Here is a 12,494-nt window from a genome sequence, read left to right on the forward strand (position 1 = left end):
TGGCCCATGGTTCGGCGGATGTTCTGGCAGGTCAGAGGTGCAATGCGGACTCTGCTGCACCCTCGGCGTGACCCGACCCGCCGAACACGCCACCACCAGCACAAACACAGCAACCTGACATGCCGTCACTGACATGACTCCACTGACACCAAACCGAGAGATCGCATCCAGCACCACTACGCCGGAACCGGCATCAGGCTGGGGCACCGCCAGCGGCGCGTTGCGACGCCCAGGGCCGCAAGAGCGTGTGAACCGTGCGCACGCCGGACGGGACGGAGAGCGTCGATCGCTGTGCACGGCCAGGGCCAGGACAGACCCTGGGACACCGCTTCGGGCCCTGGCCGTGCGGAAGGGCGTTAGAAGAGGGTCTCGCCGGAGGGGTAGCCGTAGCCAGCTTGGACTCGGGTGGCGAAGGCCGCGGTGCCGTTGAGCGCGCCTAGCCCGGCGTAGTACCACATGTTGCCGTTGGTGTCGCGCGCCAGGAGGTCGGACTTGCCGTCCCCATTCACATCGCCGGGGGCCGTGAAGTCGTCGTACTGGTTCCAGCTCCAGCCGATCTGGACACGGGGCTTGAACGTGTTGTTGGGGCCAGTCTCGTAGAGGTAGAGGAGTCCGGCGGGGGTGCGGGTCACGAGGTCGGGGGTGCCGTCACCGGTGATGTCACCGGGAGCCACGATCTTGTTGTAGTCGGACCACGACTCGGCACCGGGAGTGGGGATGTCGGTGCTGTTCCCCGGGCTGCCGTCGGACAGGAGGGAGATGCGCGTCAGCGTGCCGCCGGTGACCCGGACCACCAGATCGCGGCCCCCGTCGCCGTTCATGTCCGGGCTCACGGCCATCATGTTGACGGTGTTGGGCCAGGACGCGGTGGGGGCGAGGGCGCGGGGCCAGCGGAAGAATGTCTCGGTCGGGTCTCCGGGGAAGAAGCGGAGGCTGCCCGTGTTGTCGATGGCGTAGAGATCCTCGGTGCCGTCGCCGTCCGTGTCCCCTGCGCGGGCAAGATGACGCATGGAGGTCCAGTCGGCGTTCCAAGCCGCGCCCACCTTGCAGTAGAGCGCGTGGAGCATCATCTGGGAGTGGCCGCCGAAGTGGCGGTACAGGTTGCCGTCGGCGCCGCGGCGGAGGAGGTCGGCCTTGCCGTCGGCGGGGTTGTTGCAGTGTGACCAGGTCGCGGCGCCGCGATAGGGATAGTGATCCGAGAAGGCGTTGCGGGGCAGCGCATCCGCGGCGACGTTCTTAAAGTGGTCCTTGCTCACGAAGATGTAGTCGTACTTGGACTCCGTGTTGGCGAGCGGCTTGAGGACGGTGTAGGCGCCGGAGCGACAGTGCGCGGCGGGCCGTGGTTGCAGGGACCGCTGCTCCCGGCCGGTGCCGCCGCAGGCGGGTTATCGGACGGGAGCGTCCGGTTCGTGGCCGCCGGGCGGGCAGCGCTGCTGCGTGGGCGCGGGCATTGGCCCCGTGCCGCAGTAGTGTCTGTCGGTTCAGGTGGTGTAGGTGAGGCTGACGCAGCCTCCGTTGCCGTCGTTTCCGTCCGTGCCTGCTGCGGTGCCGCCGTTGCCGCCGGTTCCGCCGTTGCCGCTGCCGGTGGGGCAGAACAGGGTGGCGGGTCTGCCGCCTGTTCCTCCCGTGCCGCCTCCGTTGCCGTCGGTTCCGCGGGTGCCTTCCTCGCCGGGGGTGAGGGTGCGGCCGGTGCCCTGGCACTGGGAGAGTTGCTCGGCGGCGGCGGTGCCGCCGAGGCCGCCGCCGCCGAGGAGGCCGGGCAGGCCGAGGACGGGCGCGGTGGCGGGGCCGCCGCCGAGGCCGCCGCCGGGCGGGACGGTGATCGCGCGCGGGAGGAGTTCGGTGTCGGCGGTGATGGACGCCGGTTCGCCGAGTCCGCCGGGGGTGGCTCCGAGGAGGGTGGTGGTGCCGCCTTCGCCTCCCTCGCCGGGCCGGATGGTCAGGATCTGGCCGGGGGTGACCGTGAGGACGCATTCCAGGCGCGGTCCGCCGGCCCCGCCTCCGCCCCCGCCGCCGGTGAAGCCGCCTGTTCCGCGTCCGCCGGCCCCGCCTCCGCCGCCGGGGCCGATCAGCGTGGCCGTCAGGGTGGTGACATTGGCCGGGACGGTGAATGTCCCGTTGGTCCCGAAGACCCTGACGTTGATGGCGCGGCTCTGGGCTGCGGCGGGCTGCGGTGCCAGAGCCGTCATCGCCAGACAGGACAGAGCTGTCACGGCGAGGGACGAGCGGCGGACGCGGCCGCGGAAGGAGACCTGGGTGGCGGGTGTGTGATGTGCGCTCATGCACTCACGATGAAGCCCCGGGCCCGGCGCCGCGCACCGTGGCGGCACATGGGGGACCGCTGATCGTGGACCAGTCAGCCGGGGTCCGTCGGTGCCGGGCCGGGGCGGGGTTCAGTTGCCGTAGGTGATGGCGATGCATCCGGCGTGTCCCAGCCCGCCGTGTTCGCCCCTGGTGCCGCCCTCGGGAACGCCGCTGCCGCCCCGCCCGCCGTCACCTCCCCGGCCGGTGTCGGGCAGGCACTCCTCGGGCACCGGCCCGCCCGGCGCGCCGCCCACCCCGCCCCGGCCGCCCCCGCCGTAGGACTCACCACTACTGCCCGTCTCGCCCTTGCCTCCGTCCGTGCGATAGGCGCCCTGCTCGCAGTACGGGATGAGGCTGCTCCCCCCGCCACCGCCGGGGCCCGCGTGGCCGGTGGCACCGCCATACGGGGCGTGCGCGGGCCCGCCGCCCTGCCCGGCCAGCACTTCGGCCGAGATGGCGATGTAGGAGTTGTAGTCCTCGGGGTCGCCGTCGGTGCGGCGGATGATGGACGGCGCCCCTTCGCCGTAGGTGTAGCGGTTGCCGTTCACGAGGACCCGGTCGCCTCCCGCGCCGGGGATTGCGGTGAGCCGGTCGCCCGGGGCGATCCTGATGGTGCAGTTCATCCTGCCGCCCCCTCCGCCGCCGCCCCCGCCGCCCCCGCCGTGGAAATTGCCCCTGCCGCCGTCACCGCCCATGCTCCCGCCGGAGATCAGGACGAGAGCGAGGCGGGTGACTCCCTCCGGCACCGTGAACACCCCCTCTTCGGTGAACACCTGCGTCGACACCACACGGGACACGGGTGCCACCGGCACGGCAGCACCGGCGGGTACGGCCGCTCCCACGGTCATCACCAGCGCTCCTCCCGCCGCCGCCAGCACCAGCCCCCGCCCGCGAGGGGAAGAAGCAGAGTCAGAGGAACGGGGAGGGCGGGGGGCGCGGGTCCTGCGGTAGGGGTTCATGCCCTCACGGTGAACACACCGGTCGCCGGGGGCGGCACACGACACGCAGGCGGGTGGCCGTGGTATACCCGTACAGGCTAGGCGGGCCATCCGCCAGGGGCAGCCGGTGCGCTCTCGGGAGGTCCCGGAGCCGCCGGGTGCACGCATGCTCCCGTCGCCCTCCCGCTTCTGCGGGTGCCGGCGCGCACGAGGCTCGGCAGACCTTCCCCGCCACCGGGCCGACAGACTTCGGCACAGCACGGCCGCACGACCGGCTGGGAGTGCAGACGGTCTGGAGTGGTGGTCAGGATCGTTTGGCGGGCGGGATGACGAACCGGGTGTAGAGCAGTTGCCGCAGGACGTCGTCGCCGCCTTCGATGAGGGAGGCGAAGCGCATGTCCCGCACGAGTTTACCGATGGGGGATTCATCGGTGTAGCCGTAGCCGCCGAACATTTCGGAGGCCTCGCAGGCGATGCGCCAGCCTGCCTGTCCGCAGAACATTTTCGCCACGACCGCCGATTTGAGGGCCCCTTGGCGCAGGAGGTGTGCCGGGGCGTCCGGGCGGGCGGCGATCTCGTCCTGCTCGCGGGCCGCTGTGCGGCACTGGTCGTGCATCACGGCGATCTGCATGTCGATCTGGCCCAGTTTGGCGGCGAAGACGTCGTTGCGGGCCAGGGGTGCGCCTTTGACGGTCTTGGTTTTGGCGTAGTCCATGCACAGGTCGCGGATCCGGCGGGCCAGGCCGACAGCGGTCGCGGCGATCAGGACCCGGCTGGTGTTCAGGCCGGCTTCCAGGATGCGCAGGCCGTGGCCTTCCAGGAGGTTCGCGGCGGGGACGCGGCAGTTGTCGAGGGTGACCTGGTAGGTGCCCGATGCGCGCAGGCCGATCACGTTCCAGCGTTTGTCCACCAGCAGTCCGGGGGTGTCCCCAGGGACGAGGACCGCGTGGTAGTCCTTCTCGTTGTCGGCGCTCCGGGCGATGACGATCACGAAGTGCGCGAATGCGGTGTTGGTGGAGAAGGCTTTGTGCCCGTCGAGGATGAGGGTGTCGCCCTCGCGGCGGACCGTGGTGGCGGTCCGGGACAGCTCGCTGCCGGCTTCGTGCTCGCTGGCGAGGGTCGCGGCGAACCCGTTTCCGGCCGCCAGCGCGGTGAGATAGCCGGTTTTGAGGTCGTCGCTGCCGTACAGGGCCAGGGCCGTGGTGGAGAGCAGGGAGATGAACAGGGCGAACGCCACCCCGGCGTCGCCGTAGGCGAGTTCGGCGACGATGTCGACGCTCACCTCCAGGCCCTTGCCGGCGCCTCCGTACTCCTTGGGCAGCCACCAGTTCGCGCAGCCGGTCTCGGCGAAGGCCTCGTACACGGGCATCGGAAGGGTGGTCAGGGAGTCGAGGTCGTGCTTCCCGCTCAGCAGTTCGGTCCGGACGAAATCCTTGACAGCTCGTAGGCAGTCGTCCTCCTGGGGCATGAGGGCTTCCTTCCGTGTTGTGGTTGGTCAGGGGGCGGCCAGGACGAGGACGGCGTTGTGGCCGCCGAATCCGAACGAGTTGGTGAGCGCGGTCCGGACCGGGACGGGGCGTTCGGTACGGGTGACGATGTCGGCATCGGCGTCGATGGTGGGTGTGATGTGCTCGGTGCCTGCTGTCGGGGGGATGACGCCGTCGCGGATGGCGAGGACCGTCAGGGCGGCTTCGATGGCTCCGGCCGCGCCGAGGCTGTGGCCGGTGACGCCTTTGGACGAGGTGACCGGGGGCCGGTGCGGAAACAGGCGGCCCAGGACCGCGGCTTCGATGCGGTCGTTGTCGGGGGTCGACGTGCCGTGGGCGTTGACGTGATCCACCTGCCGGGGCATGACCCCGGCGTCGGTGAGCGCGCAGAGGATCGCCGTTTGTGCTCCCTCTCCCCGCGGGTGCGGGGCCACGACGTGGAAGGCGTCGGTGGAAGCACCGTAGCCAAGGAGGCGGGCCAGCGGTCGCACTCCGCGGGCGGCCGCGTGATCGGCGCGTTCGAGGACGAGCGCGGCGGCGCCTTCCCCAATGACGAACCCGTCGCGGTCGGTGTCGAAAGGACGTGAGCCGCGGGGCGAGAGGGCACCGAGCTGGGTGAACCCGGCCACGGTCAGGCGGGAGATTCCCGCTTCGGCGCCGCAGGCCAGGGCCAGGTCGCAGCTGCCGGCGGCGAGCAGGTCCCGCGCCACCCCAATGGCGGTGGCCCCGGAGGCGCATGCCGTGGAGACGGTCAGCCCGGGGCCGGTGATGTGCAGTCGCAGGGCGATCTGCGCACCGGCCATGTTGATCAGGTAGCCGGGGTGGAAGTACGGGGACACGCTGCCCGCCCCGCCCTCGGCAAGGGAGGCAAGCGCGGTGTCCTGGGTGGTGAGGCCGCCGAGACCGGAGCCGACGACGACCGCCACCCGGCCGCCATCCCAGGACTGCGGGCCAAGGCCCGCGTGTTCGAGGGCCTCGGCGACGGCGGCCAGGGCGAACCGGGCGACGGGATCCAGATAGGCCGAACCCGCACCATGCAGAATCGGCCGGTCGCCCACCAGGTCGGGAACCCGGCACGACAGGGTAATGGGCAGGCCGGCCAGCGCCGGATCCGGCGCGGCGCTCGTACGTCCGGCGCGGATGGCGGACCAAGTGCTCTCGCGGTCACACCCGGCCGGGGTGACCATCCCGAGGCCGGTCACCACCACCTCCGTATCCGTGCGCGGGTGCGTCACGCCGGGCGCCGCCGCTCGTCGACCAGCGCCGCGAGCCCGGCCAGGGTCAGGCTCGCCGCCTCGTCATCGGTGAACTCCGCACCGGTCTCCGTTTTGATGATCACCCCGAGTTCGACGATCATGATGGAGTCCATTCCCACCTCTGCCAGCAATGCCCCGGGCTCGGCGCTGTCCGGCTCGATGTCGAACTTGTCGGTCAGGGTGGTGCGGATCAGGTCCATCGACGACGGCTGCTGGACGGGGGCCACGGTGACTCCTCAACTGGACGATCAGGACGGTGGGACCTGGGGGCGGGGCGGGCGGCGAACGGCAGGAACATCCGGCGCAGCGCCGCGGGGTCGGGGAGCCAGCCGGCAGCGGCGGGGGCCCGTAGGGCGGCGTCGGTACGCTCCCGGCCGAAGGCCGGGGTCGTGCGCAGGTAGGGGAGGAAGACCGACAGCATCTCGTGCAGCAGGCGGTCGTCCGGGCCCAGGGCGTCCTGATCACGGACGAACTCGGGTTCCATGCCGCCAGCGTTCCAGAAACAGGCCCGCACAAAGTCGCCGACCGTGGGCGGGGTGGGGTTGGTCAGATGGAAGATCCCGTGCGGCGGGCCCGACCGGCTGATCTCGAGCGCTTCCCGGACGACATGGTCGACGGGCACCAGATTCAGCGGCCCGTCCTCACGGACCAGCAACCGGTGCCTCTGCTGCTGTTGCGGGCCGCTGCCCGCGGAGCGGTGAAACGCCGCCACGAGCCGCTGAACGGTGCAGGCGCCGCTGGGGACACCGGGGTAGGCGAGCGTGCTGCTGTGCCCCACGATCGCGCTGGGCCGCAGAACCCGCACCGCGAAATCGCGGGCACCGAAGGCCAGTCGCTCCGCCGCGATCTTGCTGCGCTCGTACGGATTGCGTGCCCGTGGCACGGCAACCGGCTCCTCCCTGGTCATGCCCTGGGCCGATCCCGCCACGTAGGCGGTGCTGATCAGGTTGAAGACCTGCGTGCCCGCCCGGTCGGCCAGGGCCAGGGCGCGTCGCGTACCGGCCACGTTGGTCGCGAACGTCACGCGGCGCTCGCTCTCCCGAAAGCGCATGCACGCGGCCAAGTGCCAAAACTCCACCCGACCAGCGCCGGCTGGGGCCGGCAGTTCGAGGCCGCTCACCTCACGAGCCAGGTCGACACCCGGCACGACACGGATATGACGCAGCGCGCTTTCCACGACCTTCGGCGCGGTGCCATAGGCGCGGGCCGCCCGCCGCAGCGTGCGGTGCAGCCGGCTCTCCGCGTCACTGCGGTCGCCGCGAAGCAGGCAGACCACGTCCACATCGTCCAGGGCTGAGAGCTGCAGAATCAGTGCGGAGCCGACCAGGCCGGTCCCGCCGGTCACATAGTGGAGTGTCCTCACCCGCGCTCCCCTCTCCCCGGTTTCTGCGTGGTGGGCCGTGAGCTGCCCGTGCGGTGGCGGAACTCGCCGACGGCGATGACGCGGTCGGTGGCCAGGTCCTTGATGGTGATGGCCGTCTTCTCCAGTGCCTGGTCCTGGCGATGACGCGAGAGCCGCAGCCGCAGCCGCAGAGTGGAGTCCAGGTCGGCGTTTCCCAGGTAGCAGATACGGGCGTCCTCGACGACGCGGTCAAGGAAGGCTTGGTTGTCGCGTCCCTGGTCGCGCCAGTGCATGAGTTGGGCACTTTCGGCGATGGAGAAGAAGGAGGCGAAGTACACCAGCCCCGCGCCGTTCACGTCCCGGGTGAGATCCACCGGATGGTCCAGGTCCAGGCCGGGCGGGACGGGCTGCCACGGCTCGCTGTCCTGGTCCGGGAAGGAGTGCCGGCCGCGGACATCGGCGCACAGGGCACGCGGGGAATAGGCGGGTTCGATCTCTGGCAGGTGAGCTGAGGTGAAACCGGCGGGCGCGCTTTGCACCAGAGCGGCATTGGATCCGGCTGTGCTCCGGGAGAGCCAGACATTGAGGGTCTCCACGTAGAAGCAGTCGGCGCGTGGGGCCCGGTGCAACTCGGCCGGACCGAACGGCACAGCCTCCCCCGGCTCCTCGTCTTCGTCTTCGGCACGGCGGATCCTGTGCACGGTGAGCACCAGCAGCGGCCCGGCACGGTACACCTGCGAGACCACTTCCAGCCGGTCGCCGAATGTCAGCCGGCGCGGGTCGAAGTCGCCGGCTGAAGCGATCCGGAAGTAGCAGTACGCCAGGTAGGACGGCACGCCGCACGCGTCCCGGGCGCCGGCCACCTCGATCCCGCATGCGGCGCTGACCGCCTCCCAGGTCCAGTCCCCGACCCGGCCTGCCAGTGACTGGATCGGGCCGCACATTCCCGGCTGGACCGTTACCAGCCGGCGCAAACAGCCCGGGGCGATCACCTGCGGCACGGTGAAGCCGACACCAGCCAGTACAGGAGCAGGTTCGGGAGCGGCAGAGGCGGACACCTTCTCGGACAACGCACCACCCCGGCTCATCAGCGGAACTCACCGCCCCCGGGTTGGCAACGGATCCTCCGCCCCCGTGCCCCCGTGACACGGGACCACATCCCACCAGCCCCGGCAGCCGGACAGGGACAGGACACAGCCCCCCCCGGGCACGCATCATCCGAACAGCCCCGCATCCGCTGGGAAGACCGTTGCTCCGCCTCGGCCGGATTGCGGTCGGGCAAGGAGGGCGGACTGTGCGGAACCGCCGGCCCCCGTGCCGAGGCGGTGGGTGTCGGGTCAGGTGGTGCAGGTGAGGCTGATACGGCCACCGGACCCGTCGCCGCCGATGGTTCCGTCGGCGCGGGGGCCGCCGATGCAGCCGGCCCCGCGTTGTCACTGCCGTCCGTTCCGGGGCTGCCCTTCGTCCCGGGAGTGAAGATGCGGCCGCTGGTACCGCCGGCACGGGGAGAGCAGACCGGGCGACGCCGTGCCGCCCGCGCCCCCGTCACCGAGGCCCATACCGGGCGAACAGTACTGGGAAGGCAGGAAGAGTTCCGGGGCTCTTCCCGCGATCCCGCCGCCGGAAGGGGGCGACGATCGCGCGCGTGAGGGGTGAGGTGATCGCTCTGATGTAAGCCGTCCCGGCGGTCCCGCCATCTGCGGCGAAGAGGGAGACTGCTGGCGGTGCCGCCATCGCCTCCCGTTCGGAGCCCGATGTCCGGGCTGTGGCCGGGGCGACGGTCAAAGCGCATCCAGGCGCGGCCCGCCGACCCACCCTCCCCTCACTGGCTGCGGTAGGGGATCCTCCTGCTGATGTCGGTTGCCGGGTGTGGGTCGGTGGTTCACAGCCAGGGGCGCGGGCGTGCTGGACGATGAGCCGTTCGGTGACGCAGGGGTTCGATTTCGTCGGCGCCGTGTGCGCGGCAGCGTTGCAGGGCGTGGACGGTGACGGTGTACCAGGGGGCAGGGCAGTTTTCGTCCCGGTCCACCGCGATGACGGTGTGTGTGACGATGCCGTGGTGGGGCTCTCCCAGGATGCGGACCGGGGTTCCCCGGGGCAGGGACGCGTACTGGGTACGGGCGGCGATGCGAGGGCTGAGTCCGGCGAATTCCTGTCGGGACCTGGCCGTGTGGTCGTGGACCCGGTAGGCCTCGCTTCCGGTGCGGCGCAGGTGGACGAGGGCCTCGGCGAGCGCCCGGCGGTACATGCCCGAGCCCGGGTCGGGAAGGGTGCCCGCAGCGAGGAACAGGAGGTGTTCGAGGTCGAGCCGGGGTGTCCCGTCGAGTCGCCCCAGAATGTCACTCAGAGGGGCGGCGACGGGGACCCGTGTGGAGGGGGGCATGGTGTGTGCGCCGTCAGGTTCGGGCGGTGTAGACGGCGCTGCGGGGTGTTTCGGCGACGCGCTTCCACTGGGTGAAGCCCGCTTGTTCGGTCAGTTCGCGCAGCGCGCTTTCGCCCGCGTGGTTGCCGAGGGCGAGGGGCCCGTCCTGGGCTGCTGCCGCGGGTAGGCACAGGGTGGCGGACAGGGCCATGAAGAGCCGTCCGACGGGGTGGGTGTTGGTCATCGGGTCGGGTTCAGTGTTGGGTTCGACGACCATGAGGACGGCGCCCTGTTTGAGGCTGCGCCGGGTGCCTTCGAGGGCTGCGAGGGGGTCGCCCATGTCGTGGAGGCAGTTGAAGAAGGTCGCGAGGTCGGCCGGGGGGCGGGTGTTGTCGAGGTCGCCTGCTGCCACGGTGTGGAAGTGTGTGCGGTCGTCCAGTTCGCGTTCCTCTGCGATGATGCGGGCGCGTTCGATGGAGTCCTGGTGGTAGTCGTAGCCGTGGAAGACGGACCGGGGATATGCCTGGGCCATCAGGAGGGTGGAGTATCCGACGCCGCAGCCGATGTCTGCGACGGTCGCGCCGCGGGTCAGCCGCTCGTGGAGGCCGTCGATGGCGGGTATCCAGTTCTGGACGATGTTGGCCCGGTAGGCGGGTCGGAAGAACCGGGCGACGGCCTTGAACATCTGGGGCGGGTACTCGCTCCAGTCCACGCCGCCGCCGGTGCGGAAGCAGTCGGCGAGCCGGTCCTCGACCCGGTAGAGAGTCTGGAGGGCCGCGAAGATCCCGACGGCGGCGGTCGGGGATTCGGGGTCGGCCAGGACGCGGGCGTGGGAGTCGGGGAGTTCGTAGCGGCGTGGGCCGGTGCTGTCGCGGGTGGTGCGGAGATATCCGGACCCGGCCTGGGTGTGCAGCCACTCGCGGATGTAGTGCTCCTGGGTGGCGGTGCGGTCGGCGAGTTCCGCCGCAGTGAGCGGACCGGCTCCGGCCAGTGCGCGGTAGAGGCCGAGACGGTCGCCCAGCGAGACCGCGAGACCGGTCGCGGCGGTCGCGGCGTCGGAGAACACGGTGTCCATGAAGTCTGCCGAGTCCTGCGCCAGGTAGGGTACGGCGGGTCGACCGGGGACGCCGGACACGGGGGCGGGGGCGATCGCGGTCCCGGGCATCTGCTGCAGGGTGGCCCTTTCGTGTGGAAGGGCTGCCGTCACGGCGGGCGGCTCGGTGAAGTCGATGCCGGGGGTCACTGCGCGCGGCTCGGCCAGTTCCGCGATCGCCCGGGTGAAGGCGTCGATGTCGGCGTCGGTGGTGTAGGCGTAGAAGGAGGCGCGGGTGGTGGCGGGCAGCCCGAAGCGGACGCAGGCGGGGCGTGCGCAGAGATGACCGACCCGGATGGCGATGCCGCGCCGGTCGAGATGGTCTCCGATGTCGTCGGGAAAATGGTCCTTGACGGCGAAGGAGATCGCCGGCCCGCGGTCGACGGTGTCGGCCGGGCCGACGATGCGTACGCCCTTGATGGCGGACAGTGCGTCCAGGGCGCGTGCGGTGAGCCGGTCGTGGTGGGCGGCGAGAGCTGTCCGGTCCAGGTGGTCGAGGTAGGTGCATGCGGCGGCGAGAGCGATGGTCTGGGCGATGACGGGGGTGCCGGCTTCGAAGCGGTGGGGAGGCAGGGCGTACTCGGCGCCGGTCATCGTCACGGATTCGTTCATTTCTCCGCCTGTGAGGAACGGCGGCATCGACTTCAGGATGTCGGGGCGGCCCCACAGGACGCCGATGCCGGTCGGGCCGCACATCTTGTGCCCGGAGAAGGCCAGGAAGTCGACGCCGAGGTCGTGCACGTCCACGGGCATGTGCGGTACCGACTGGCAGGCGTCGAGCACCGTGAGCGCCCCGACCTCGCGGGCCCGCGTGACCAGTTCGTGGACGGGGTTGATCGTGCCGTAGACGTTGGACTGGTGGGTGAAGGCCAGAACCCGCGTGCTGGCGTCCACGGTCTTGTCCAGTTCGTCCAGATCGAGCCTCCCCTCGGGGGTGATGCTCAGCCACCGCAGCTCCGCGCCGGTGTGACGGCACAACTGCTGCCAGGGCATCAGATTCGAGTGGTGCTCCATCTCCGTGATGACCACGCTGTCGCCCGGTCCCAGGGCCCGGCTCCGTAAGTCCCGGGGCGCATGGGAGGCGTTCATCAGTGAGTAGGCGACCAGGTTCAGTGCCTCGGAGGCGTTCTTGGTCGCCACGATCTCATCGGGGGCCCCGCCGACGAAGGCCGATATCCGCGCCCGCGCCCGCTCCAGGAGGTCGGTCGCCTCCCGGGCCAGCTCATGGTGGCTGCGGTGGACATTCGCATTGTGCAGCCGGTAGTAGTCCGTCTCGGCGTCCAGCACGCTCTGGGGCTTCTGCGAGGTGGCCGCGCTGTCCAGGTAGACCAGAGGCATGCCCCCGTTGACCGTGCGCTGCAGGATGGGGAAGTCGCCTCGTACCTCAGCCGCGTCCAGGACACCGGTACTCGTCCGCCCGTTCCGGGCCGACGAGACCGCCTGGTGCGCGGCGCATATACAGGACGTGCTCATACTGCTCGCGTTCATGATTGCCTTTCGGGTATGCGCTTGTTTCGGGGCCGCCTGATGATTTGCGTACTCCAGCCCGGGAAAGTGCATATGCCGAATGTCAGCGGTAGCAGTTTCTGGCCTGCGCACGAACTGTTTCCAGCCCACCGTCAGTGAGCCGGGTGGTTCTGCACAAGTCTCCGGCGGGCTGCGGAAGCGACAGTTCACGGCACCGTTAAGCAATACGGTCCGAGGCGGCAGCG

10 protein-coding genes are annotated in these 12,494 nt (G+C 70.7%); all 10 read right to left on the minus strand.

The genetic code is table 11. The features are described 5' to 3' along the window. Nucleotides 1-356: 356 nt before the first annotated feature. The 10 genes from OID54_RS00085 to OID54_RS00130 all read right to left on the minus strand — a co-directional run bounded on the left by OID54_RS00085 (nucleotide 357) and on the right by OID54_RS00130 (nucleotide 12,270). Complete coding sequence (locus OID54_RS00085; protein ID WP_329011971.1) at nucleotides 357-1,256, minus strand: FG-GAP repeat domain-containing protein; 900 nt, start codon at nucleotides 1,254-1,256, stop codon at nucleotides 357-359. A gap of 225 nt (nucleotides 1,257-1,481) precedes the next feature. Beyond that, the gene (locus OID54_RS00090) at nucleotides 1,482-2,282 is read right to left on the minus strand and encodes a glycine-rich domain-containing protein (protein ID WP_329011974.1); all 801 of its coding nucleotides are present in this window, start codon (nucleotides 2,280-2,282) and stop codon (nucleotides 1,482-1,484) included. A gap of 111 nt (nucleotides 2,283-2,393) precedes the next feature. Continuing rightward, the gene (locus OID54_RS00095) at nucleotides 2,394-3,152 is read right to left on the minus strand and encodes a hypothetical protein (RefSeq protein ID WP_329011977.1); all 759 of its coding nucleotides are present in this window, start codon (nucleotides 3,150-3,152) and stop codon (nucleotides 2,394-2,396) included. A 394-nt stretch (nucleotides 3,153-3,546) separates the two neighbouring features. Next, nucleotides 3,547-4,710: an acyl-CoA dehydrogenase family protein gene (locus OID54_RS00100; RefSeq protein ID WP_329011980.1), complete on the minus strand. Its 1,164-nt coding sequence runs from the start codon at nucleotides 4,708-4,710 to the stop codon at nucleotides 3,547-3,549. Nucleotides 4,711-4,737: 27 nt separating this feature from the next. Continuing rightward, nucleotides 4,738-5,964, minus strand: coding sequence for a beta-ketoacyl-[acyl-carrier-protein] synthase family protein (locus tag OID54_RS00105; RefSeq protein ID WP_329011984.1), 1,227 nt, complete (start codon nucleotides 5,962-5,964; stop codon nucleotides 4,738-4,740). Beyond that, on the minus strand, nucleotides 5,961-6,212 hold the full coding sequence (locus OID54_RS00110; RefSeq protein WP_329011987.1) for an acyl carrier protein: 252 nt from the start codon (nucleotides 6,210-6,212) through the stop codon (nucleotides 5,961-5,963). The genes OID54_RS00105 and OID54_RS00110 overlap by 4 nt, the downstream gene beginning before the upstream one ends. Next, the gene (locus tag OID54_RS00115; protein WP_329011990.1) at nucleotides 6,176-7,348 is read right to left on the minus strand and encodes an SDR family oxidoreductase; all 1,173 of its coding nucleotides are present in this window, start codon (nucleotides 7,346-7,348) and stop codon (nucleotides 6,176-6,178) included. Before OID54_RS00115 ends, OID54_RS00110 begins: the two co-directional genes overlap by 37 nt. Beyond that, nucleotides 7,345-8,397 carry an LnmK family bifunctional acyltransferase/decarboxylase gene (locus OID54_RS00120; protein WP_329011993.1) on the minus strand — a complete coding sequence of 351 codons (1,053 nt, stop codon included), beginning with the start codon at nucleotides 8,395-8,397 and terminating at the stop codon, nucleotides 7,345-7,347. The genes OID54_RS00115 and OID54_RS00120 overlap by 4 nt, the downstream gene beginning before the upstream one ends. Nucleotides 8,398-9,209: 812 nt before the next feature. After that, complete coding sequence (locus tag OID54_RS00125) at nucleotides 9,210-9,710, minus strand: hypothetical protein (protein WP_329011996.1); 501 nt, start codon at nucleotides 9,708-9,710, stop codon at nucleotides 9,210-9,212. 13 nt (nucleotides 9,711-9,723) lie between these two features. Next, on the minus strand, nucleotides 9,724-12,270 hold the full coding sequence (locus tag OID54_RS00130; RefSeq protein WP_329011999.1) for a SufS family cysteine desulfurase: 2,547 nt from the start codon (nucleotides 12,268-12,270) through the stop codon (nucleotides 9,724-9,726). Nucleotides 12,271-12,494: the final 224 nt, after the last annotated feature.

Origin of the sequence: Streptomyces sp. NBC_00690 (genome assembly GCF_036226685.1) — a bacterium.
In the GTDB taxonomy this organism is placed as follows: domain Bacteria; phylum Actinomycetota; class Actinomycetes; order Streptomycetales; family Streptomycetaceae; genus Streptomyces.

Excerpts from the sequence above, each read along its gene's own strand:
- OID54_RS00090 (WP_329011974.1), bottom strand. The coding sequence starts at position 2,282 with ATGAGCGCACATCACACACCCGCCACCCAGGTCTCCTTCCGCGGCCGC.
- OID54_RS00095 (WP_329011977.1), bottom strand. The coding sequence starts at position 3,152 with ATGACCGTGGGAGCGGCCGTACCCGCCGGTGCTGCCGTGCCGGTGGCA.
- OID54_RS00100 (WP_329011980.1), bottom strand. The coding sequence starts at position 4,710 with ATGCCCCAGGAGGACGACTGCCTACGAGCTGTCAAGGATTTCGTCCGG.
- OID54_RS00125 (WP_329011996.1), bottom strand. The coding sequence starts at position 9,710 with ATGCCCCCCTCCACACGGGTCCCCGTCGCCGCCCCTCTGAGTGACATT.
- OID54_RS00130 (WP_329011999.1), bottom strand. The coding sequence starts at position 12,270 with ATGAACGCGAGCAGTATGAGCACGTCCTGTATATGCGCCGCGCACCAG.